Origin of the sequence: Mariniphaga sediminis (assembly GCF_003573545.1) — a bacterium.
GTDB lineage: Bacteria > Bacteroidota > Bacteroidia > Bacteroidales > Prolixibacteraceae > Mariniphaga > Mariniphaga sediminis.
This window is the reverse complement of record NZ_QWET01000003.1, coordinates 359,577-383,078: the sequence shown is the minus strand read 5'-3', so window position 1 is coordinate 383,078 and position 23,502 is coordinate 359,577. Positions and strand designations below refer to the sequence as shown.

At 41.7% G+C, this 23,502-nt stretch carries 24 protein-coding genes; 13 read left to right on the top strand and 11 right to left on the bottom strand.

Annotated elements, in window-relative coordinates; translation table 11 throughout:
• Positions 1-43: 43 nt before the first annotated feature.
• The 3 genes from D1164_RS05950 to D1164_RS05940 are packed head-to-tail and all read left to right on the top strand — an operon-like array spanning position 44 to position 3,108.
• On the top strand, positions 44-889 hold the full coding sequence (locus tag D1164_RS05950; RefSeq protein ID WP_119349029.1) for a GumC domain-containing protein: 846 nt from the start codon (positions 44-46) through the stop codon (positions 887-889).
• A complete protein-coding gene (locus D1164_RS05945; RefSeq protein WP_119349028.1) occupies positions 870-2,339 on the top strand; it encodes an O-antigen ligase family protein in 1,470 nt (489 codons plus the stop codon). The genes D1164_RS05950 and D1164_RS05945 overlap by 20 nt, the downstream gene beginning before the upstream one ends.
• Positions 2,311-3,108 (top strand): methyltransferase domain-containing protein, encoded by a 798-nt coding sequence (locus tag D1164_RS05940; RefSeq protein WP_119349027.1) that lies wholly within the window; start codon positions 2,311-2,313, stop codon positions 3,106-3,108. Before D1164_RS05945 ends, D1164_RS05940 begins: the two co-directional genes overlap by 29 nt.
• On the opposite strand, the gene D1164_RS05935 is transcribed toward D1164_RS05940, so the two are convergent.
• Together D1164_RS05935 and D1164_RS05930 are read right to left on the bottom strand one after the other, a co-directional pair.
• On the bottom strand, positions 3,085-4,020 hold the full coding sequence (locus D1164_RS05935; protein ID WP_119349026.1) for an NAD-dependent epimerase/dehydratase family protein: 936 nt from the start codon (positions 4,018-4,020) through the stop codon (positions 3,085-3,087). The two genes, D1164_RS05940 and D1164_RS05935, sit on opposite strands and share 24 nt — an antisense overlap.
• A 14-nt stretch (positions 4,021-4,034) precedes the next feature.
• Complete coding sequence (locus tag D1164_RS05930; RefSeq protein ID WP_119349025.1) at positions 4,035-5,024, bottom strand: hypothetical protein; 990 nt, start codon at positions 5,022-5,024, stop codon at positions 4,035-4,037.
• 252 nt (positions 5,025-5,276) lie between these two features.
• On the opposite strand from D1164_RS05930, the gene D1164_RS05925 reads away from it, so the two are divergent.
• From D1164_RS05925 to D1164_RS05900, 6 genes are all read left to right on the top strand, one after another.
• Positions 5,277-5,765, top strand: coding sequence for a hypothetical protein (locus tag D1164_RS05925; RefSeq protein WP_119349024.1), 489 nt, complete (start codon positions 5,277-5,279; stop codon positions 5,763-5,765).
• Between the two features lie 87 nt (positions 5,766-5,852).
• A complete protein-coding gene (locus D1164_RS05920) occupies positions 5,853-6,536 on the top strand; it encodes a hypothetical protein (protein WP_119349023.1) in 684 nt (227 codons plus the stop codon).
• The gene (gene yidD / locus D1164_RS23955; RefSeq protein WP_119349022.1) at positions 6,487-6,951 is read left to right on the top strand and encodes a membrane protein insertion efficiency factor YidD; all 465 of its coding nucleotides are present in this window, start codon (positions 6,487-6,489) and stop codon (positions 6,949-6,951) included. Before D1164_RS05920 ends, yidD begins: the two co-directional genes overlap by 50 nt.
• A complete protein-coding gene (locus D1164_RS05910) occupies positions 6,935-7,774 on the top strand; it encodes a hypothetical protein (protein ID WP_119349021.1) in 840 nt (279 codons plus the stop codon). Before yidD ends, D1164_RS05910 begins: the two co-directional genes overlap by 17 nt.
• Positions 7,740-8,594, top strand: a complete 855-nt coding sequence (locus D1164_RS05905) for a tetratricopeptide repeat protein (RefSeq protein ID WP_119349020.1) — start codon at positions 7,740-7,742, stop codon at positions 8,592-8,594. The genes D1164_RS05910 and D1164_RS05905 overlap by 35 nt, the downstream gene beginning before the upstream one ends.
• Positions 8,591-9,334 (top strand): hypothetical protein, encoded by a 744-nt coding sequence (locus D1164_RS05900; RefSeq protein WP_119349019.1) that lies wholly within the window; start codon positions 8,591-8,593, stop codon positions 9,332-9,334. Before D1164_RS05905 ends, D1164_RS05900 begins: the two co-directional genes overlap by 4 nt.
• 159 nt (positions 9,335-9,493) lie before the next feature.
• Here the strand turns inward: D1164_RS05900 and D1164_RS05895 are convergent, their stop codons facing one another.
• Positions 9,494-9,910: an LIM domain-containing protein gene (locus D1164_RS05895; RefSeq protein WP_119349018.1), complete on the bottom strand. Its 417-nt coding sequence runs from the start codon at positions 9,908-9,910 to the stop codon at positions 9,494-9,496.
• Positions 9,911-10,197: 287 nt separating this feature from the next.
• Here D1164_RS05895 and D1164_RS05890 point away from each other — a divergent pair, with 287 nt between their 5' ends.
• Positions 10,198-10,758 (top strand): peroxiredoxin, encoded by a 561-nt coding sequence (locus tag D1164_RS05890; RefSeq protein WP_119349017.1) that lies wholly within the window; start codon positions 10,198-10,200, stop codon positions 10,756-10,758.
• Here the strand turns inward: D1164_RS05890 and rmuC are convergent.
• The 4 genes from rmuC to D1164_RS05870 are packed head-to-tail and all read right to left on the bottom strand — an operon-like array spanning position 10,755 to position 15,220.
• Positions 10,755-12,113, bottom strand: coding sequence for a DNA recombination protein RmuC (rmuC, locus tag D1164_RS05885; RefSeq protein ID WP_119349016.1), 1,359 nt, complete (start codon positions 12,111-12,113; stop codon positions 10,755-10,757). The genes D1164_RS05890 and rmuC overlap by 4 nt on opposite strands.
• Before the next feature lie 57 nt (positions 12,114-12,170).
• Complete coding sequence (locus D1164_RS05880) at positions 12,171-13,253, bottom strand: 3-oxoacyl-ACP synthase III family protein (RefSeq protein WP_119349015.1); 1,083 nt, start codon at positions 13,251-13,253, stop codon at positions 12,171-12,173.
• A 24-nt stretch (positions 13,254-13,277) separates the two neighbouring features.
• Positions 13,278-14,027 (bottom strand): UDP-2,3-diacylglucosamine diphosphatase, encoded by a 750-nt coding sequence (locus tag D1164_RS05875; protein ID WP_119349060.1) that lies wholly within the window; start codon positions 14,025-14,027, stop codon positions 13,278-13,280.
• A gap of 35 nt (positions 14,028-14,062) precedes the next feature.
• Positions 14,063-15,220: a TlpA disulfide reductase family protein gene (locus tag D1164_RS05870; RefSeq protein WP_119349014.1), complete on the bottom strand. Its 1,158-nt coding sequence runs from the start codon at positions 15,218-15,220 to the stop codon at positions 14,063-14,065.
• A gap of 170 nt (positions 15,221-15,390) precedes the next feature.
• On the opposite strand from D1164_RS05870, the gene D1164_RS05860 reads away from it, so the two are divergent.
• Positions 15,391-16,326 (top strand): bifunctional riboflavin kinase/FAD synthetase, encoded by a 936-nt coding sequence (locus D1164_RS05860; protein WP_119349012.1) that lies wholly within the window; start codon positions 15,391-15,393, stop codon positions 16,324-16,326.
• On the opposite strand, the gene D1164_RS05855 is transcribed toward D1164_RS05860, so the two are convergent.
• Together D1164_RS05855 and prmC are read right to left on the bottom strand one after the other, a co-directional pair.
• Positions 16,323-17,387: an endonuclease/exonuclease/phosphatase family protein gene (locus D1164_RS05855; RefSeq protein ID WP_119349011.1), complete on the bottom strand. Its 1,065-nt coding sequence runs from the start codon at positions 17,385-17,387 to the stop codon at positions 16,323-16,325. The genes D1164_RS05860 and D1164_RS05855 overlap by 4 nt on opposite strands.
• Positions 17,388-17,469: 82 nt before the next feature.
• On the bottom strand, positions 17,470-18,309 hold the full coding sequence (gene prmC, locus D1164_RS05850; RefSeq protein ID WP_119349010.1) for a peptide chain release factor N(5)-glutamine methyltransferase: 840 nt from the start codon (positions 18,307-18,309) through the stop codon (positions 17,470-17,472).
• 62 nt (positions 18,310-18,371) lie between these two features.
• Between prmC and ribD the strand changes: the two genes are divergently transcribed.
• Positions 18,372-19,397, top strand: a complete 1,026-nt coding sequence (ribD, locus tag D1164_RS05845; protein ID WP_241558260.1) for a bifunctional diaminohydroxyphosphoribosylaminopyrimidine deaminase/5-amino-6-(5-phosphoribosylamino)uracil reductase RibD — start codon at positions 18,372-18,374, stop codon at positions 19,395-19,397.
• Between the two features lie 59 nt (positions 19,398-19,456).
• Here the strand turns inward: ribD and D1164_RS05840 are convergent, their stop codons facing one another.
• Entirely contained in the window at positions 19,457-19,873 is a 417-nt protein-coding gene (locus tag D1164_RS05840) for a DUF6146 family protein (protein ID WP_119349008.1), read from the bottom strand.
• A 114-nt stretch (positions 19,874-19,987) separates the two neighbouring features.
• Between D1164_RS05840 and cls the strand changes: the two genes are divergently transcribed.
• Entirely contained in the window at positions 19,988-21,439 is a 1,452-nt protein-coding gene (cls, locus tag D1164_RS05835; protein ID WP_119349007.1) for a cardiolipin synthase, read from the top strand.
• Positions 21,440-21,459: 20 nt separating this feature from the next.
• Here the strand turns inward: cls and metG are convergent, their stop codons facing one another.
• On the bottom strand, positions 21,460-23,493 hold the full coding sequence (gene metG / locus D1164_RS05830) for a methionine--tRNA ligase (RefSeq protein WP_119349006.1): 2,034 nt from the start codon (positions 23,491-23,493) through the stop codon (positions 21,460-21,462).
• Between the last annotated feature and the right edge of the window lie 9 nt (positions 23,494-23,502).

Sequence of the window (23,502 nt, the reverse complement as noted above, 5' to 3'; positions counted from 1 at the left end):
TACTAAACTTATTCCCGCTTGAAATTGTTTCCATAATAAAAATTTGAAACATATTTCAAATACGCGATTTTTAAAAACCCTCGTTATCGGGGCCATCATCACAGGAGTACTTACCTGGATGGTAACATCTTCGCTTTTTATTACTCCTCTGTATCGTTCGGAAGCACTTATTTATGTGCCTCTCACCATCCCATCAAAACAAATTGAGCAACAAGGCATTGGGTTTGCCAGCGACATTGAAATTGACGGCCACATCCAGATTTTTCAGTCCGGAAGAATGCGAGACAGCCTCATCAGCCGCTATAACCTTGCGGAAAAGTTTGGGATAGACCTCAGTGAAACAGGAGGATTGAGCAGGCTTTACAAGGCCATTGATAGCCGCATAAAATATGAAAAAACCCGATTCAGCTCAGTATCTGTTACCGTATTGGATCCTGATCCTGAAAAGGCGGCAGAGATGGCAAATACGATTGTAGAACTTGGCGACATTATCAAAGAAGACATTCTGTACGAAAACCGGATGAATGCCTTGATGCAGGCTCAACTACATTATGAAAATAAACTTCACGGCGTGGAAAAACTGGAAAACAAAATTGATAACCTGGAAAACACAATCGATGATAACACAAAAAGCAATGAACTTTTCAGATTAAAAAATCAATATCCCATTGAACTACAAGAGCTGGGTTCCCGAAAGAACCATCTGGAGACTGTAGAACGTGATTTTAAAACAGAACTTCCCCGGGCTTATGTCATTTCAGAAGCTATTCCTGCAGCAGAGCCCACATGGCCGCGTCGAAAACTAATTGCCCTGGCTTCAGTTTTTGCCTATATTTTTCTCTTGATCGTTTTTAAAATAATAAAGCAGGATGTTACATCAACCGGATAGATATGTAAAAGGAATATTTCCTTTTTTTATTCTTCCGGCACTTGTGGCAGGTGTATTCTGGCTTTGCATCAAAAATACAACCTACTTTATTCCGCTTGCAGCAGTTTTTATGCTCGCAACATCCTTTCTGATCGTTCAATTAAAATTACAAACTTATCTTTTAAAACTGTTGGCCCTGTTTCTGCCCTTTTCCTTTGAATTATCTGTTTACTCCCATGCAAAAATCCTGTTCCCGGGTGAATTGCTGATTGGAATTGCCGCACTCACCCTGGTAATTGAAATTATTCTTGAACCGCAGGCTTTTTATAGATTTTTCGGTGGAGAGTTACGATTTGCAATCCCCCTAATGCTAATCTATCCTGCCAGTACATTATTTTCTACGATGCCCTCTGTTTCTGCAAAATTTGCATTAATCAACATAACATATATTCTTGTTTTCCTCTTCATACTGAAAAATATTTTCAGTACTTATCCGAAGCTTTTCCATCAAATGATAATTCTCTACAGTCTCGGCTTTTCACTGGTAATTTTATACGCCACTTTCCGTTTTTGGCAATACGGACTAAACCCGGTAACTACCAAGGGTATTTTTCAGCCTTTTTACAAAGACCATACTATTACCGGTGCATCTGCTTCTATACTCAGCGCTTTCTGGTTTGCCAGTTCCGTTTCGGCAAAAAAACCGGTTAACCGTTTACGAATGGCAATGGCCGGCGTATTTTTCTTGTATGCTGTATTTCTCGCACACAGCCGGGCGGCCATTTTAAGTATGGTAGCTTTTGGGTTTGTGTGGTTGTTATTACGGATGAAAATTCATTTTAAATACCTGGCGATACTGAGCCTCGTTGCCCTGATTTTTTCGGGTATATTTCACCGGCAACTTTATGACAAGTTATACTACAACAAATATATTTCGCGGAAACAAAATGTGGAATGGTCGGAATTTATAAAATCAGCAGGAAATGTGACAACCGACGATTCGAATGTCGAACGCCTCAACCGGTGGTATGCGGGAATAAAAATGTTTACGGAACGCCCTCTGACAGGCTTTGGTCCCGGAACCTACCAATTTGCCTATATTCCGTTTCAAAAAAAGGAACTAACCAACAGGCTCACCGTAACAAATCCCCATAAAATACCGGAAAATTCGGGAGGAACTGCTCACTCTGAATACATCCTCGTTTTAAGTGAAACAGGAGTTCCCGGGTTGGCTGCCTTACTTCTTCTTCTCGGCCACTGGCTCTGGGTGGTTTTTGTTAAATCACCGCATCATCCGCAAAGGGGGAAAATAATCATCTCTTTTGCAGCTTTATCAACTTATCTTTTCCATGCTTTTTTCAATAACTTTCTGAACACCGATAAGTTTGCTTTCCTTTTTTGGGGAATGGCAGCCTATTTATTATCCGTTTACGAAACAAATTATGACAAACGACTATTACAAAACAGTTAAAACTTATTACGATGAGGATGCCGACGATTTCGACAAGCGATACTGGCAGAATCCGGTGTTACAAACAATCCGTCAGTCATTCAGAGAAGAAGTCAAAAAACATCCTTTTAAAAACATGCTGGAAATCGGTTACGGAACAGGGCTTGACATGGTGCATTTCGCAGTAACCCATCCGGAAGTAACAGTTTATGGAATCGATATCTCCGGCGAAATGCACCGCATAGCAACAAACAGAGCCAAAAAAAAGGAACTTGAAAGGGTTGTTGCGGCAGAGGGCAGTGTGGAAGATCTCGAACGGTTATTTCCCGGGAAACGGTTTGACATAATTTACGTATTCTTTGGCGCACTGAATACAGTATCCAACCTTGATGAAACAGCACGTATTTTAAAAAAAATACTAAATAAGGATGGGATAATGGTGCTGACCTTCGTAAACAAATATTACATTTTGGGCATGCTAATAGAATTCATTAAACTCAGATTTTCCAATGCTTTTGCCCGCTTACGGCCTGTATGGGGAGGTTATTCCCCGGTAAAATACCTGCCGAGCCGATGTTACAGTCCGAAAGAAATTATCAACACCTTTTCCGGACTGGACTTACAAAAGAAACAAGGATACAGTATTCTTCATCCTGCCTGGTATTACCATGGGCTAAACCGACGACTGGGCAGGTTTCGAAAGTGGCTTTGGAAAGCAGACATACTTTTGAACAATACTTTTTTATGGAAATTCGGCGAATACACTCTATTTGTTTTTAAGATGCGCTAACACATCGTCAAAAACAGTATCCAAATCCGGCGTTAAAGGCTGAAAATCCTCATACCATTCAGGATACAGAGTAGCAAGCGGAGTGGAAGAAGTAAGGGCTGAAGCCACCGTTTTTCCATACCGACGGAATAAATCCTGTTTAGGGATTCTGACAGTTGCGGCGTTCAATTTCCCGGCAAGCATTTCGCTAAACATTTTTTGTGACAGAGGAGCCATACTAAAAATATTCAGGTTCTGTCGTTGAGCCCCTTTCGCAGCCAACCGGGCAATCAGCCGGGCACAATCCGGTAAACTTACCACCGACATGAGCTGGCTGCCATCGCCATAGTAAGGAACGTTACCTGTTTTTAAGTAATAGTTCCAAAAAAACTCCCTGAACCATGAAGAAGATCCTACAATCCAACCAGGACGGGCAAAACGGATATCAAGAGTTCCCTTTTCCTGCGCCTGAATCCAGGGCAACTCGCCCCTGATGTAATATTCTGCATAAGCCGTAGGGGTCAGCGGAAAATCTTCCGTAGCGAAAGTGCTTTCTTTTTGCGAACCATACATCAACGAACCGGAAACATATACAACAACAGGCGGCTTATCAAGTCCTTTCAATACCTCCACGAGTCGTTGGTTCGCTTTGGCCCCTTTAAGGGAAGCCAATCTACGGGTAAGGGTATTGCTGCCGGAAAAACGCGCCAGATGAAAAATCACATCCGGGGGATACCTTTCAAACAAGCTGTCATCAAAATCCGACAAGCTGCCCATAAATGTATTGTATCCTTCATACTTTCTGAACAAAGTTTTACGATGCAGAAGCAGGAACAAACGATGTGGTGTATTTGCGGCAAGGTGTTCAAAAAGCGCCTGCCCGATGAAGCCGGTGGCGCCAAAAATCCAGATATTCCTTTGCAGGTTATTCATTATCCAGTCTGAATTTAATATTCACTGACAACAAACCCGTATTGGGCTTCAAAGTCATCCAACTTTTTACGAAACCGCTTTAACACATTCATCCTGAAATGCCCGGGATTGTATTGCGAAACATGTTTATTCCAGAACAATTCGGAATCCGGTTTGGAAACTTCATTCTTCCCGTGTTTATTTTGCCAAAATTTCGTAGTAACTCTGAAAAAGTAATTGTCCAGAAAATCGCCCAGCCGATTGTCAAGTATTATTTCGAGTACCTTTTTAACAAAAGGAAATCCTTTTACTGGTTGTCCTTCACCCTGACTAAGACGAGGATAATAATCTTTTACCCAGCTATTTGCATTCAGAAACTCACTGAACAACCTGTAATTATGCATGGGTAAAAGTAACGCCACCTCAGTAGCAGTATAAATATTACGCTCTTTAATTTCCAGGTTATTGGTATCTACAAGATAATTGATGCAAAAATTTTTGTGCGAGTTTAGCAGGAATACTTTTTTGAACATCACAAGCATTGTGCGGCATAGCCAGAGCCTGCCCGGACTGGTTAAAATAAAATAGTCGATGTCGCTTTCGTTATCCATGTATCCCTTTGAAAGCGATCCGGAAATATACACTCCACGGGTAAACGGGAAACTGGCAATAATACCTGAAAAGAAACGCGCCTGTTTCATCCGCTTAACAGCCAATTTATTCCCGGCCACCCTTTGGCTCACCTTTTGGGAATCCTCTCCCAAAAAATAAAATCCCATGTGCGTATTGATAAATTGGTTTTCCAAAAGATTTTCAAGCGTTTTTATCCCTTCATTTTTATCAAGATTTTGCCACGAAGAATAATTAAAAATTTCATCGCAGGTAAGTGGATAAGAAAAAACATCGAAATAAAGCAGCGTTCGGAGAAATGAGGCGGCAAGGGCTTTGTTCGTCAAGCCGCCCTCTCCTGCTTTCAGAACAATTCCCTGGTGGTTGCATTTTCCCTTTTGTAAAGCACTGACCATAATGAGAATAATTTCGTAACGCTACAAAATGCATATTCCTTATGCATGGTACAATTAAATGTTCCTGTTTGTTCAAAATCAGCAAGGATGTTTTTATTGAACTTCAGACAGGTAGGGCTATCTTATCCCGGAGATCGAATGCCAGACAACATATACACTAAATTTCCTTGTGCTTTTCATAATACTATATATATTTTTTATATACTTTTACCTTTTCTAAAAAATTTTACTAATTGATTAATCGCATTTATTATGAAAAAATTTATCCTCAAAAGTGTGAGCATCATTTTAGCCATTTCGTTGCTCTCAGCTCAGAATTTTAACATTTATGCAGCAAACAAGACTAGTCCTGTTGAGTTTGATGAATCAGTTTTTTCGTTTGACGAGGAATTGCTCAATGCTGAGTTAAGTGAACTGGATGACCTGGACGCTTTCGTTGAAAGTAACACAAACGTTACTTTCTCAACGCTTGAAGAAGAAGCCAGTCTACTGATTGCCAACATAGAGAGCCAGGCCACCCCTATGGGAATGCCTGATGGCGCAGGTGAGCCACCTCTTGGAATCCCTTCCTTCCTTTGGGGTTGTGTATTTGGTGTTCTTGGGCTTTTGCTCGTTTACATTGCTACCGACAACAATAAGGAAGAAGCCAAGAAAGCTATGTGGGGTTGCTTAGCCGGAACTGCCGTTTCTGTCATTATTTATGTTGTAGCTATTGCAGCAGTTGAGTCTTCATCGAATTAGTTTTTAGGCTGAAAAATTTATTTTTACAAAGTGTATCAAAATGGAAAGCAAAATTTTCCATTTTGATACACTCTTTTTATTTTTTACATGCGCGTTATTTTTGTATTCATATTTCTAATTTACCTGTTTGTCCCTGATGTAGCAGCACAGGAATATTTCAGAATGAGCGCGGAGTTTACAACCAAAACAAAGCGTACATCGGGAAAATCGAACCTGACAAAGGGTAAAGTTTTTTACGACAAATACAGTAAAGAATTAATATATGATATCTCTTTCCCCGAAAAAGAAAAATGGGTTATTCAGGATTCCCAAATTTACAAACTGATTGATGACTCCGTTTATTATACCGAAACAATCCCATCCTTAAATGAATTTACTGTTTTTCACCTTTCACTCAATTCGAATTTAGCCTACTTCGGCTTAAACCAGGCAATGTATTCAATCGGCAAAGTTGACAAAATGGGCGATCTGGTTATTTCATACTGGAACATTCCCCCTCAGATTCAGCAAATGATTACTACCATTGCTGTAGCCCAAAAGGATAACAGGTTACACAGCGTAGTTATTGCAGGCGAAGATAAAATGGTACACAGCAAACAATTTTTTAAAGATTATATCCAGGTAGGAGGCTTTGAATTTCCCGGAACAATCGTTCAGATTGTATACGATGATAACCGGAAAGAAAATTACCAGGTGATAGAATTTGAAAATGTAATTTTAAATGACACAAAAAACGAAAACAATTACCATTATCAGTGGGAGCAACACTGATTTAAGGAGAATTATTCCACTCCTTATTATTTTTTTTGTGGCAGGTTGCTTTTCAATGCAAGCCCAGGTGTCATCCAATGATTATAAAATGGATGAACTCCGTGGATTGTTCGAAGCACACCAACACAAACCTGTAACATATACATCCGACACAAACAAACCCAAAAATGAATTCGAATTTTTAATGGCTTCAAGCTTTAACGTATACAAAGCCTTTTTTTCGTCACAAGACAATCCAAGCTGTGTTTTTCATCCATCCTGCTCAGAATATTCGGTTCAGGCCTTACAACAAAAAAATTTATTGTTAGGAACACTTTACACTTTCGACCGTTTATCAAGATGTCACCGTTTAATTAAACCCGGGCAATATTATTTTGATCCCATGAAACAACGATTTTATGATCCTGTCAGGTAAAATTCAACTATTCTTTTTGTGTTTACTGCTTTTAGGAAACGCAGGCCACGCCCAAAATCTGTTCAATACAGAAAACTCAAAAAAATTTGCACACTACCTTCTCAACACCCGTCAGTACAACCTGGCGGCCATTGAATATGAACGTATTTTAAACATTTCGCCCCCTGATGCTGAAATCACATCCAACCTGATAAAAACATACCGGTTGGGTAAAATTTGCGAAGGTTCTTTTCAGAATATAAAATTATTGGGCGCAGAAAACTTTTTTTCAAACGACACTGTTGCCAGTGAATTCCTGAACCTGTCCCTTACCTGCAATTGTTGCTATCAAAAGTCTGATTTTGAAAAGGCAATTTTTTCACTCCCTGAAACTAAGCAGGCATTTTACAGGTTGGGCTATTACTTTTTTAACCATGAAGAAGATTCGCTTTTCACCTTTTCAAAAAACAACCAAAACCTTTTGTCGGCATCCTATCCTTCGGTATTTAACAACATCGGGGCAATGGAGAATTACAAAGGAAAAAGCCCGGCACTTGCAATGGCCCTGTCGGCAATAGTTCCGGGTAGCGGGAAAGCATACTCCGGCCTGTGGGGCGATGCCCTTATGTCATTCATCTTCGTTTCGTCCAATGCATGGCTCTCTTACAGAGGCTTTAACAAGAAAGGGACAAAAAGTGCCAGCGGATGGATTTTCGGCGGCCTGTCGGCAGGCTTTTACATCGGGAATATCTGGGGTTCGGGAAAGGCAGCCAGAACATACAATCAAATTGAATACGATAAGTTATACCATGAAGCTCAAAACAGCATATACAATCATTTTTAGTTTCTATGCCCTTTTCGCTTGTGCACAAACCATTGAAGAAACGTATCACTTTGCCAACAGGCAGTTTGAAACGGGAAATTACCAAGCAGCACTCACTGAATTCCAACGTGTTGCTTTCTTTGATTCCAGCAATCAATTTCCCGATATTTATCAAAAAATAGGTGATTCTTTCTTTTCAACGGGTGAATACAATTCTGCCGTCAGAAGCTATGGTATTGCTTCCAGAATTGCGTTAAACGACAGTTTAAAAAGCGAAATCATCCTTAAAAAAGCAATGTGCCACTTTAAGCAGGAAAACTATTTTTTTGCATTGAATGATTTGCTGACTTTGCCTCCCTCCAAAAACAACTATCTGACAAATAAAATAAGCCTGTTTACCGCTGTTGCATGGTTTGGGGTGGAAGATTACGAACAGGCTCTTTCTGAGTTTAAAAAAATATTTTCAGCGGATTCTGCACACAAATTAGATGATCTTTTTAAACAGTTTGAAAAGACCAGAAAACGTTTTCGACCGGAAAAAATTGAAACCCTAAGCATTATTTTCCCTGGCCTGGGACAAATATACTGCGGCGATTTAGTGAGCGGCATCAATTCCATTGCCCTGGTTGGCAGCATTGCAGTGGTAGCCATTGTTATCTGGCAAAGCTATGGACTACTGGACGCATTCTTATCTGTTAGCTCCTGGTATTACCGCTATTACACCGGAGGAATAAAAAATGCAAAAGCGACAGCCATTGAAAAAATTTCAGTGGAAAAAGAAAAAACATATAATGAGATTATCCGGTTGGTAGAATACACCCTTAGCCAGCAACCACAATGATTCGCTTTCTGACCATATTAATCCTTTTATCATTCATTTACAAAGCAGCTTATCCCAAACAAAGCGAAACATTAGTCTTTGAAGTATTTAAACACATTTACAACCAGCAGTTTCATCAGGCCGAATCTTTACTTGAATCCGAAAAAAATCAAATAGACCCTTTTTATTTCGATGTTTTACGAATCGACCTGAGTTGGTGGAAGTCTGTTTTTTCTGAATCGAATGATGATTCCAAATATTTTCAATCCGTACTGAAAGATGTTGCTGAAAATAACCAGGGCGTTAATCAGGAATATAAAATTACAAAGCTGATATTGCTCTCGTACCGACTACGTTTCGAGCTAAAAAGATATAATATTATCAGAGCTGCACTTTTACGGTCAGAAATTAAAAACCTGCTTTTAGAAATCAACCCCACTGATTTAAATTACGGCCCCGACAGGTTGAAGCTTTTTCATCTTTACCGCTCCCTCTTCGACTATTTTGACAGTTTGATCAACCCTTTCTTTCTAAATAAAAAAAGAACGGCACGTACAAAGGCTCTTTCTGAAATTGAACACTTTACCCACGATGGCGATCTGGTTGTTTCAACCCTTTCCTCCTACTTTTTAGGAAAAATTTATTTTAACATTGAGGAGAAGCACCAAAAGGGAATCACACTTTTTAAAAACCTTTCCACCACGTTTCCTCAAAACACTCTGTTTCGGGAACTTTCAACGCAGTCCGAATCAAAAAGCTAGTGTCAAGTCATGTGTGAAATTTCGGGTAAGTCGCCGTCGCTTTTTGAATTTTTCGAAATTAGAAAAAGTAAGCATAGCCGTAGCTACGTGAGTCTTTTTATAATGAGAAAAAACAAAAATGAACAAGACTTGGCGCGTAAGAGCACGCTTGACTTGACACTAATCCCACAAAACCATTTTTCGCTGATCAATGCGAAATGTATTCTTTTTACAAACCGGACATACTGCCTTCTTCAGTCTGTGAATATTTGTAAGCTTCAAGCGGGATCTACAGTGTGTACAACGAAATTCACTTCGGTGCAATACCTTTCCATCATTGTAAACCGTTACATCCACCTTGTCGTAAAGAACGCCGCAGTGGGAGCATTTATAAATTTTAAAGCCGGCATCCACAAATAAATTACGGTGTTCCCTGGCCAGTTCTTTTAAAACCCGGTGGGTTTGGTAATGAAAAAGTTTTTCCCTGCTTTTCAAATAGGAATCCAGTGGCTGCGGATGGATCAGGAAGCCGTGCCCTTCATTGAACCGGTCTTCGAAACCACAACGGTCGCAACGATATGTATACGCTCGCCCCATACTTTTTGAACATGGCTTAAATTTACATAAAAAACCATTGATTTTCAACACACTGAAATCTCTTATAAAAAAATTTTATCAACCGTTTTGAACACTCCGTGCTTTATGTTTTACAGTTCCCCTTTAAAAATAAATTCAGGCTAAAACTTTTTTGCCTGTTATCTGTATTAATTACTGTTTAATGATTCATTTTTTCATTGAGGAATGAGACTTTTCAAACAGTTCTGACTCAAGTAAGAATCATTATAATGGAGCGTAATTTTGAGTACAATTTAAAATAGCATAAGATGAAAACAATACTATTCTTTCTGATGATAGCTTTTTCTTTTGGATCATTTGCACAAAGTGGTCTGGACGTGGGCGATAAAGTCCCCGGTTTTACTGCTACTGCCGACAACGGGAGTACATGGGATCTTAAAAAACATGTAGGTAAAAAATACCTTGTTGTTTATTTTTATCCGGCTGCCATGACGGGTGGTTGCACGGCCCAGGCCTGTGCATACCGCGACATGAGCAGTGATCTACAGAATGCTGATGCCCTGGTAGTAGGTGTAAGTGGCGATACCCCGGAAGGCTTAAAGTTTTTCAAGGAAGCGCACGACCTTAACTTTACGCTGCTTTCGGATGAATCGGGTGATATTGCCCGGCTTTTTGGGGTTCCCTCCCGCGACGGAGGCTCATTTAAAAGCGAATTTAACGGCAAACCGTTTGAACTGGAAAGGGGTATCACTACCAGCCGCTGGACTTTCATTATCGATAAAAAGGGAAAAATTGTTTATAAAAACGACGAGGTAAACGCGCGCCAGGATACGGAAGAAGTGCTCCGTTTTTTAAAAAACAACACCTAATCTTCCAGCAATTTTTTCGGAAGCTCCTTTGATGCTTTAGCCCCCATCTCTTTCAGCCTCTCCGTGGAACGTATTAGGTTTCCCCGTCCTTCCGAGAGCTTGTTCATGGCATCTTTGTAACTGTTTTGGGTAAGCCGGAGGTTGTTCCCTATTTTGTCCATGTCGGAAATAAACCCTACAAACTTGTCGTAAAGCGCACCTCCCTGCCGGGCAATTTCCAGTGCATTTCGCGTCTGGTTTTCCTGTTGCCAGATAGAGGCAATGGTACGTAGCGTTGCCAGCAGAGTTGAAGGACTGACAATTACCACTTTCTGATCCCACGCATAGGAAAACAACTCCTGATCTTCCTGAACAGCCAGGCTGAACGATGCCTCAATGGGAATAAACAACAACACAAAATCGGGCGAATTTAATTTGCGCGCCGACTGGTAATGTTTTTCGCTCAACCCTTTGATATGTGTTCTCAAACTAAGCAGATGGCTCTTTACATGAATCGCCCGATCTTCATCGGTTGTTGCATTTACCGCCCTTTCGTAGGCAATCAGCGAAACTTTGGAATCGATAATAATGTGTTTATCATCGGGAAGGTTAATAACCACGTCAGGTTGAATACGCTTTCCCTCGTCGGAAATGTCGCTAAACTGTTTCAGGTAGCCCTGCTCCCCTTCATTCAGTCCGGAGCGCTCCAGAATACGATCCAACACCACCTCGCCCCAATTCCCCTGCTTTTTCACATCACCTTTCAAGGCTTTGGTCAGGTTCCCGGCCTCCTCGCTGATGCGGTTATTCAGCTCGTACAGTTTTTTCAGTTCAGCCCGCAAATCGGTCTGGTCTTTTAACCCCTTCTGGTAAGTATCTTCCACTTTCTTTTCAAAAAGATGGATTTTTTCTTTCAGGGGAGCCAGTACATCTCCAATATTTTTCTGATTGGCCAGGGTAAATTCTTCACTGTTCTTTTTGAGAATTTTCCCGGCAATGTTTTCAAACTCAACCGTAAATTTCTTTTGAATTTCTTCCAGTTCGGCTTTTTGTGTTTGTAGCTTTTCCTGCAGGTTCAGGTACTCCGACTTTGCTTTTTCAAGCCGGCCTACCAGATGAGTATTTTCTTCTCGGGTCTTTTGCAGTTCCAGTTTCCAACTATCTGCTTCCGTTTTTAGAGAGTGGAAACGTTCCTCCCACACCAATGATTGTTTCTCAGCTTCAATCCGCCGGTTCTCAAATTGTTTTTCTTTTTCCTGAAATTCATTTTTCAGAAAAGAAGTTTTCTTTTGATTTTTTAAATTCAGATAAAAGATGACAGCCAACGCCCCCAGTAAAACAAGGCCAACAATCAGAAAAACAATCTCAATGCCCATTTTGGAAAATATTGTACAGTTAAAAACGGCTCAAGTTAACCAAAATGGAGCAATTTTTTACCATTTGTAAACGATGGAATTGATATTCATTCCGGCTCCTACAGAACAAATTATCACATGGTCTCCTTTGTTGATCTCCTGTCCATCCATCTTTCCTTTCAGCACCAAATCAAGTAAAACGGGAACCGTCGCCGTCGATGAATTTCCGAGATACCGGATGCTCATCGGCATAATTCCTTCAGGGATATTCTTTTCACCATATAATCTGAACACACCGCTCAGAATGGCTTCATCCATTTTTTCGTTGGCCTGGTGAATAAAAACCTTTTTGATATCGTTCAATTCAATTCCGGCTTTTTCAATGCTCTCCTTCACCACACCGGGAACATGCTTGATGGCGTAAATGTAAAGCTTATGACCAATCATTTTGATCCAGAGGTCATTTCCTTCAACATCAGGGTTATTGGAATCTCCAAGCGTTAACAGGTTGGCATAGCTCACTGAATCGGAACGGCTTGAGTGAGAAAGAATACCGGTGGGTTCTTCGCTTTCCACAGCTTCTACAATGGTAGCTCCGGCGCCGTCGGCATAAATCATGGAATCACGATCATGCGGATCGGAAATACGCGAAAGGACATCTGCGCCGACCACAACGCCACGCTTCATAAAACCGCTTTTAATGTATGCGTCGGCCGTAATCATTGCCTGGGTCCATCCCGGACATCCTGAAATCACATCATGGCAAATGCAGTTAGGATTCTTGATGTGCAGCTTCATTTTTACCTTGTTGGCCAGGCCGGGTAACATGTCACTACGAACATTCCCCTCCTGGATATCTCCAAAATTATGGCCGATAATAATAAAGTCAAGGCTTTCCTTCGAAATCTCAGCTGTTTTGCAGGCTTCTTTTATTGCCAGCGCAGCCAAATCTGAAGTAACCTGGTCACTGGCCACATAACGACGCTCTTCAATACCTGTTATCTCACGAAATTTCTGAATAATCTCCTCATTGGGTTTATCAAACAACTCCATTGTAGAGGCATCATAAAACTGATAATTCAGAAAATGACTGTTTTTAACCACATTGGGTGGCAGATAACTTCCGGTTCCAATAATCCGTGTATATATTTTTTTCGCCATAATTCTTAATCTCTCTTCAAACCGTTATTCGGTAAATTTGTTCAACACAAACTTTTCGCCGTTAAAAACACCGTAGGAAAAATTTTTAATCCAATCACCGAGAAGAATTAGCCTGGATGTATCTTTTATTTCCATATTGACCATACGATGACGGTGGCCAAAGATAAAATAATCTATCCACTCCTTCTCCAAAAAATTTTCTGCAAATTTATACATGCTTTCATTCTTAACATTAAATTCTTCCTCTTCTCCCATTTTAGACAATCGGCTCGACTTTGACCATTGATGGGCCAAATGAAAAGCAAAATTGGGATGAAGGCGTGAAAACAGCCATTGCAGTTTTTTGCTGGTAAATATCTTTTTCAAAAGCAGGTAGCCTTTGTCGTTGGGATCTAGTCCGTCTCCATGGGCAAGGCAGAATTTTTTGCCATAAATTTCGGTAACAAACGTATCGCGGTGAACGGTGAGCCCGATTTCCTTCGGAAGATAGTCGAATACCCACACATCGTGATTACCGGTAAAAAAATGGATGGGAACTCCCCTGTCCGACATATCGGCAAGGCGCCCCAACACCCGTGTAAACCCACGGGGCACTACTTTTCTGTATTCAAACCAGAAATCAAAAATATCGCCCATGAGATACAATCCGGCCACATCGTCACGGATAAAATCGAGCCATTTGGTAAAAAAAATTTCGCGTTCACTGTTATCTTTCAGCGCGGGTGCACCGAGGTGAACATCAGACACAAAATATATTTTCCCTTTTTCAGCCAATTTATTATGAATGAAGCATTTTACTCCGGGAAGCACTAATTGAGTATCCTGGAAAGCGCCTTATCCAAAGCAGGTCCTTTCAGGTCGCGGGCAATAATTGCCCCTTCTTTGTTCAAAAGGTAATTGTATGGAATAGACTGAATATTATATACCTGGGCGGCATAGTTGCTTCCTTCCATATCTCCCACATTAATCCATTTCAATCCATCCTGGTCGATGGCATCTACCCATTCAATGCGATTTTCGTCCACACTTACCTGGTAAATCTCGAATCCTTTGTTTTTGTATTTCCGGTATGCATCTACCAAGGCCTCATTCTGTATACGTGAATTACGATCTACTGCCGACCAGAACTGTAGCAACACAATCTTTCCGCGCAATGAAGAAAGGGCTATTTCTTTTCCTTCGGAATTAGGCAAAACAATATCAGGGCTGTTTTCCCCCTTTTCCTGAATAAACTGGCGAAGCTTTGCGCTTTGTTCTTCCTGTAAAATTTGCAGTGTATTTTGATAAAGCGCTTTCACATGAGCCGAATTCGGATAAATGGAATGAAGGGCCGATGCAGCGACACGCATCGTCTGCAAATCTTTTACAACGTATTCCTTATTGTCGAACTGTTGATACAGCGCCAAAACACCAGCCATCGAAAAAGGATTGCTCATTATAAACTTCTTCGAAAACTCAGTTTGCTCCTCCCTAATGGAATCATAGGCAGCGTCCCACTCTTTTTTCATCTGCGGATAATCCGGATTTCCTGCATACAAATTGTTCAGCGACTGCAATGAGTCGAGTTGCTTACGGGTCCTGGCAAGATGATCATTCAATATTTTTACCTGCAGGGATCCCAACGATCCTTCTACCCGGTAGCTCCGCCCGAAATTGGCAGCGTCTGCCTCTACAAAAACCTGTTCAACCGAATCAACCAAAAGGGTAATTAATTTAACTTCGGAGAGTTTCAATAAGTAGTAGGTAGGAATACTTGTCTCCCCGGTAAATTTAAACTCCCCGTTTTTATTGATTTTCACCGAGTCGAGAACTTTTGACGATGACACGCCCAATTCTTCGAAATAGATTGTTTGCCCTTCGGCATGGGTGATTTTTCCGCTAACAGAAAAATGCCCCTTGTCTCTGTTGCATCCAATTGCCACCAATGCAGTAATGATTCCCGCAAATAATAACTTGCTGATGTTCATCTCGATTTTTTAATTAAAGGCCGTAAAATTAACAATTTCCACAGTTCTGGAAATAACAATCCCCGAAAATAATAATATTTAAAGATTATGTGGGCAATTCCATTTTTCAGTAATATATTGTCTGATATCTCAGGAAAAAATTCTATGTTCGCTGACCGGCAATAAAACAAGTGAAAATACATCACGACATAAACAGTTTTAAAGCACACAAACCTGTGGTTACCATCGGTACTTTCGACGGGGTACATTTAGGGCACCGGAAAGTAATTGCCCGCCTGAAAGAAATTGCCGGGGAGCATGGAGGTGAGTCGGTTATCTTTACTTTTTACCCTCACCCCCGACTTGTTACTGCACCCGATGAAACCAATTTACGACTCTTAACAACCCTGAACGAAAAAAAAGAACTGTTTGCGCAATCGGGTATCGATCACCTGATTGTTTTTCCTTTCACCAAGGCATTTTCTGAGCTTTCCTACACTGAATTTGTAGAAGAAATTCTGGTAAAGAAAATGCATACCCACTGCCTGGTTGTTGGTTACGATCATCGTTTCGGAAAAAATCGTGAAGGTGGGTTCGAATATTTACAGAAGTGTGCCAAACGTTTTGGTTTTGAAATTGAAAAGCTGGACGCCCTCTCGGTCGAAAAGGATCATGTAAGTTCCACCCGGATACGTAAAGCCCTGGAAGAAGGAAGTATTGAAAAGGCCAACCATCTTCTGGGATACCGGTTTACCCTCCACGGAACGGTGGTAGAAGGAAAACGCATGGGCAGGATAATCGGATTCCCCACGGCAAATATTGAAGCTTCCGATCCACATAAACTTATTCCAGGTTATGGAGTGTATGCGGTGGAGGTACTTATTTCAAACAAACGATATGGCGGAATGCTGAACATTGGCTCCCGCCCTACTTTCAACAAAAATGCCGATAACCGTAGCATAGAGGTGCATATTTTCGACTTCTCCGGTGATCTTTACCACAAGGAAATCACGCTGGTTTTTACGAAAAAAATCAGGGATGAACAAAAATTCAGTGGGATAGAAACGCTGGCCGAACAGTTGAAAAAAGATAAAGTAGCGGCGATAAAAACACTTTCTGAGAACTAATGCTCTTTTTTTATCAGTTCTGTTGAAACCGGTAAGTGATCGGAATGACGGAAATCATGAGTCTGAAAATTGAACGATCCAAAACCGGGGCTGTGAAAAATATAGTCGATACGTAAAGATAAAAGCTTATTCACATACGTACGCCCAATTCCTTTTCCCGATGACACAAAAGCATCTTTCAATCCCTTTTTCAGTTGCTGATAAGAATAGGATACCGGGGCGTCGTTCAAATCGCCGCAAACAATCACAGGGTAAGGCGACTCATCAATCATTGCCCGGATAGTTTCCACCTGACTGGCCCGCATTTGAAACCCGGCTTTCAGCTTCGAGCCCACCTCACGGGCTTCCTTCAAATCTTCTTCGGAAGAAACTCCCGAATCAATAATACTGTAATCCTTTGGGTCGATGCCGTACGAGTGCAAGTGAACATTAAAGACCCGGACAGTATCTGTTCCGATTAAGATATCAGTATAAATGGTTATGTTTCTGGAATTTTCAAAGCGCACTTCATCCATATTCACAATGGGGTAGCGGGTTAAGGTAACCGAACCGAATGTACTGCTCGTTCGCGCAAACTGATAATGGTTTATAAAGTCCAGTCCTTCCACTGTTTGAGCAAGGTTGAATATGCTGTTCTTCCTGAGACGCACCTCTTGCAGGCAAATGATGTCCGGGCGCTGTTCTTTTAAAAAACGCGTAATTTCAATGGCTGTCTGCTTTTGCGAAAGCTTCCCTTTCCCCCTGAAATGATGAACGTTGTACGACATTATTTTTATGCCGTCATCTTCGGATGTTTTCGCCTGAAACTGTACAAAACGGGCCACAAAACTCCATCCTGCCAGAATGGCTACCAATGAAAGCAAAAGATAACGCGGACGAATGATTAACCACAAAACCACAAAAAAGAGGTTGGCACCTAAAACCAAAGGGTAGGCCAATCCGAAAAAGGAAGGAATCCACCACTTATCTGGTGAAATGTATCCGGACAGGCAGGCAACAAAAAGCGCCAGTACCACTAGCAGGTTCAGGCCTAACAATATGAATTTTAAAAGCTTCCTCACTCCCTTATCTATAATTCATTCTTTCCAACCCTGTAAAAATGCCAATTTTTAAGAAAATTACTGAATCTTACGTGCAAATTTTTTATCTCTGACAACGTAACATCCGTTCTTTTCCAAACAAATCTTTTTTTATCCCGATTCCGGTAAAACCGTGCACGCTCAGCATTTTTTTCATCTCCCCTCCCATATTTTCATTGATTTCAAAAAATAGCCTGCCGTTTTTCTGCAAATACCTTTGGGCAAATTCAGCTATCCGGCGGTAAAAAAGCAGCGGGTTATTATCATGAACAAACAAAGCGCTCTCCGGCTCATATTTCAACACATTGGGAAACATGGCTTCTTTTTCAGATTCCCGCACATAAGGAGGATTACTCACAATTACATCGAACATCTTCCATGTAAAGTCTTCCCAGCGTAAAATATCGGCCTGAAAAAAACCGACGTCAATTCCGTTAAGCGCCGCATTCTCCCCGGCCGTTTCCAATGCTGCATCCGAAATGTCGGTTGCATCTACCGTAGCTTGCGGCAACTGATTTTTCAGGGCCAGGGCAATACAACCGCTCCCTGTTCCAATATCGAGGATTGCAGGAGAAGCCGGAAGTTCCGTTTGCGTAATCCATTGCACCAGTTCTTCGGTTTCGGGACGCGGAATTAATACCGCCGGGGTTACCTTCAGTTTTAGTCCGAAAAATTCTGTGTGACCCAAAATATACTGGATGGGCTCGTACGTTTTCAAACGCGCCACAATTTCCGTAACGGGCTTTCCGAAACGACTGTCCAGCTTTTCTTTTCGCAAAAGTACCTGCTCCGTATAATTTAGTCCGCAAACGTTTTCAAGGATGAGGCGCACAAAAGCCGTCACCTCATTTTTCGGATACAAACCATGTAATTCTTGTTCGATATATTGAATTGTCGCCTCCATTGTGTTACATTTGGCGATGTAAAGATACTTTTTCCCGGCAAATGGATACGAATGAAAAATATATGTTTCGCTGCATTGAGCTGGCCCGGTTGGGGGCTGGGAATGTGGCTCCCAACCCGATGGTGGGAAGTGTAATCGTTCATCGCGGAAAAATTATCGGAGAGGGGTTCCACCAGAAGTACGGCGAAGCTCATGCTGAAGTTAATGCGATACATTCTGTTTCCGAGCCCGGTTTACTGAAAGAAAGTACGCTTTACGTAACCCTGGAACCTTGCGCCCATCATGGCCTTACGCCTCCCTGTTCAGATTTGATCGTTGAAAAACAAATTCCCCGGGTAGTTATCGGTACCATCGACTCCTTTTCCGAAGTGGCAGGCAAAGGCATCGAAAAGCTCCGCAAAGCCGGTGTTGCAGTGGAAGAAGGCATTTTAGAAAAGGAATGCCGCGCGTTGAACAAACGCTTTTTTACGTTTCATGAAAAAAAGAGGCCTTTTGTCATTTTGAAATGGGCGCAAACGCTCGACGGTTTTATCGACATTGACCGCAGTAGGGAACATTTTGGAGAGCCTACCTGGATTACGGGTGACCTTGCTCTCAGACTCGTACACAAGGTCCGTTCGGAAGAAGGTGCTATTTTAGTGGGCACCAACACCGCAGAAAAAGACAACCCATCGCTTACCGTCCGTCGTTGGGCGGGTAAAAACCCGTTGCGGGCAGTCATCGACAAAAACCTACGATTGCCCCCGAACCTGAAACTATTCGACGGTTCTGCAAAAACACTGGTCTTTAATTCAATAAAGAATATGGAGACGGAAACGATCGATTTTGTAAAAATCGATTTTAACGAAAAAATGATTCTTCAGATTCTGGCAGAATTTCAGCGAAGAAACATACTATCAGTCATTGTGGAAGGAGGCCGGCAACTTCTGGAAAGTTTTATTCGCGCAGATTTATGGGACGAAGCCCATGTTTTTATTGGGAACAAATTCTTTTACAAGGGGGTATCATCACCCCAAATACCTGGTAACCTGATATCGGATGAAAGGCTGGATTCTGACTGGTTGAAAATTTTCCACAAGCAGAGTTAGCACCTGTTTCTTATAAAATATCTCTTCCATACCCGGAATACCCCAGCATCCTCGTTCCCTTAAAGAGTAAGGCTTTTCGGCCCGCCAGACATAATTTCTATTTTCAAAACCCGCTCTACATACTGAAAATAGTAGAACAATTTGTGGTTAAGTTCAAACCCGTAGTCAACAGTAGGATCCCAACCCACAATTGGCTCAAAAAACGAACTTCTGCCAGGCCGGGTGGCGTTATAATTCCAGGCCGCCACATATTGACGGTTCCAGCTTTCATAATATTCCTGGGATCGGTATTGCGACGGACTATTGTGTAAAGCATACCAGGTATCAAACTTGGTATCAAAAGTCTCCAAAGCATATTCCGTTGAGTCTTCCGCCACCATCTCCTGATCGTTCGGCTCAATCTTAACAACTCTTTTCTGGGTGGAACAGGCTATTATAAAAAGCAATGCTCCTGTAAAATAAAATAACTGTTTCATAGTCTCACTCTATTTATTTCTGAACAATTTTTGCTACGAATTTTATTCCAAAATTGTTTTTGAATTTAATTTTTATGATTTTTAACACGACAACATCAAAAAATAATCTTTATTATGCACTTCGGTATGGATTTTTGGTCGGTTTTCTCCATGGTGTTTTTAGTGACCGCCATTCCGGTAGCTATCATGATCATTCTGGAAAAAAGGTCGCCTTATAAAACGGCGGCCTGGGTCCTGGCATTAATTCTTCTTCCTGTATTCGGGGTGTTTTTCTACCTGTTCTTCGGCCAGGAATACCGCAAACAAAAACTTTTTTCACGCAAAGGATTGAAAAGCCTGACACGTTACCGGCGCCTCTCATTCAGGCAATTGCGTCAGTTCGAGCAGTCACTGCAAAATATCGACCCCAAGGTAAGAGAAAAAGAAAACATTATCCGGCTGCTTCTGAAAAACTCCAATGCGTTACTAACCACCGGCAACAAAGTTAAAATTCTGAACAACGCCGATGAAACCTTTTCCTCTATTTTTGAAGCCATTGAAACAGCCGTTCACCATATTCATTTAGAATATTACATTCTTTCCAATGACAAAACCGGTAACCGGTTAAAAAATTTGCTGATAAAAAAAAGCCGGCAGGGGGTAGAGGTGCGCATCATTATCGATGATGTGGGAAGTTGGAGCCTGGGAAACAAATTCATGTCAGAACTTCGCGATAATGGCATTGAAATATACTCATTCATGGAAGTGCGCTTCCCCCGTCTCACTTCACGTGTGAATTACCGGAACCACAGAAAGATTGTGGTCGTTGACGGGAGAACCGGATTTACAGGAGGCATAAACTTTGCCGACAGGTATCTGGAAGGAGCCAAAGGCATTGGCCCGTGGCGCGATACACACCTCCGTATTGAAGGCGATGCAGTAAGTTGCTTACAGGTGGTTTTTGCTGCCGATTGGTTTTTTGTTATCCATGAAAACCTGACAGGTCAAAAATATTTCCCGCTTCTAAGCGAAGAGAAAGGCGTTCCCATGCAAATCTCTGCCAGTGGTCCCGACTCCGACTGGGCAAGCATCGATCAGGCTTTTTTCAAAGCCATTGCCGGTGCAAAAAGCAAAATTTATATCGCCTCTCCCTACCTGATGCCTCCGCCCGAAATTATTTTTGCCCTGAAAACTGCTGCCCTTGGAAATGTAGATGTACGTATTTTAATCCCCGAAAAATCGGATGCAGCCATTCCCATGTGGAGTTCGTTTTCATACATCGAAGAATTGCTTGAAGCAGGAGTGCGGATTTTCTTTTACCAAGCAGGATTTATCCACAGTAAATACCTCATTGTAGACGATATTTTCTGCTCGGTGGGCACCACCAATCTCGATTTTAGGAGTTTAGAAACAAACTTCGAGGTGAATGCTTTTATCTACGATGAAGAGTTTACTGCCGGACTTAAAAAGTATTTTTTATCCGACCTGCAAAACAGCCGCGAAATAAAGCTTCCTGAATGGAAACAGCGTTCCTGGATTTTCAAACTCCGTGAATCGCTGGCACATATCGTCAGCCCTATGTTGTAAAAGCAATCCTGAAAACCGGATCACTTAACTTCCGAGCCGTTCTTCACTTTCTGATCGGGTGAAACAATTGACAATGTTCCGTCTGCATTTTCAGCACACAGAATCATACCCTGCGATTCGATCCCACGTAGTTTTTTGGGCGCTAAATTTACCAGGATAGAAACCTGCCTGCCAATCAAATTCTCCGGCTTATAATATTCTGCAATACCTGAAATCACCGTACGCTTATCTATTCCGGTATCAATTTTCAGTTTCAGCAGCTTTTTGGTTTTGGCTACTTTCTCCGCTTCAATCACGGTTCCCACACGAATATCCATTTTCCCAAAATCGTCAAACTCAATGTTTTTCTTTACCGGATTGGCTTTAGCTTCCAGCATCTCATTCGCCTTCCTGGTATCGAACAGTTTTTGCAGTTGTTGTTCAATGGCACTGTCGTCAATTTTCTCAAAGAGTAATTCCGGCACGTTCACCTGATGACTTGCTGCCAACAGGTCGCTGTCGCCCAGTTTACCCCACTCCTGTTTCCCAAAATTCAGGAACCCGCGCAGTTTTTCCATACTGAAAGGCAAAAATGGTTCCAGTGCAATGGTGAGGTTTGCTGTAATCTGCAGGCAAATATTCAAAATAGTTTCGACCCGTTTGGGATCGGTTTTAAATACTTTCCAGGGCTCTTCGTCGGCCAGGTATTTGTTTCCAAGGCGCGCGAGATCCATCGCATTTTTCAGCGCCTCGCGAAAGCGAAAACTGTCAATACTTTTTTCCACTTCCGCTTTTATCGTTGAAATAGCAGTCAGCGTTTCCCTGTCGTAGCTGGTAAGTTCGCCTCTTGCCGGCACTTTCCCGTCGAAATATTTGTTGGTAAGCACCAGTGCCCGGTTCACAAAGTTACCCAGTATTGCCACCAGTTCGTTATTATTTCTTGCCTGAAAATCTTTCCAGGTAAAATCATTGTCTTTCGTTTCCGGAGCGTTGGCTGTCAACACATATTTCAGCACATCTTCTTTCCCCGGAAATTCTTCGAGGTACTCGTGCAACCATACTGCCCAGTTTCGTGATGTGGAAATTTTATCGTTTTCAAGATTCAAAAATTCGTTGGCTGGGACATTGTCCGGAAGGTTAAAAGTCCCCTCTGCTTTAAGCATACTCGGGAAAATAATACAATGGAAAACGATATTATCTTTTCCAATAAAATGAAGAAGCCTCGTTTCAGGGTCTTTCCAGTATTTTTCCCAGTCGGGCGTTAGTTCGCGGGTTGCAGAAATATAGCCGATGGGCGCATCAAACCACACATACAACACTTTTCCTTTTGCGTCTTCTACGGGAACCGGCACACCCCATTCAAGATCGCGTGTAACGGCACGGGGCTGCAGCCCGCTGTCAATCCACGATTTACACTGCCCATACACATTGGATTTCCATTCTTTGTGTCCTTCCAGAATCCATTCCCGCAACCACGGTTCGTATTGATCAAGAGGCAAATACCAATGTTTGGTTTTCTTTAAAACCGGCTGATTACCGCTAATCATCGAAGTAGGATTAATCAGTTCAGTGGGGCTGAGCGAGGTTCCGCAACTTTCGCATTGGTCGCCATACGCTTTTTCAAACCCACATTTAGGACAGGTTCCGATAATGTAACGATCGGCCAGAAACTGCTGGTTTTCTTCATCAAAATATTGTTCCGAGGTTTTTTCCACAAACTGCCCCTGGTCGTACATTTTTTTAAAAAACTCCGAAGCCGTTTTATGATGGATTTCAGCACTGGTGCGCGAATATACATCAAACGAAATTCCAAAATCTTTAAATGACTTTTTTATAATCCGATGGAACTTATCAACTACATCCTGCGGCGTAATACCTTCGTTTTTAGCTTTCAGGGTAATGGGCACCCCGTGTTCGTCAGATCCACCAATCAGCAACACATCTTCATTCTTCAGGCGAAGGTAGCGCGCATAAATATCGGCAGGTACATATACCCCTGCCAGATGTCCGATATGAATCGGACCATTTGCATACGGAAGTGCAGTAGTTATAAGTGTCCGTTTAAAGTCTGTCATTTTTGAAAA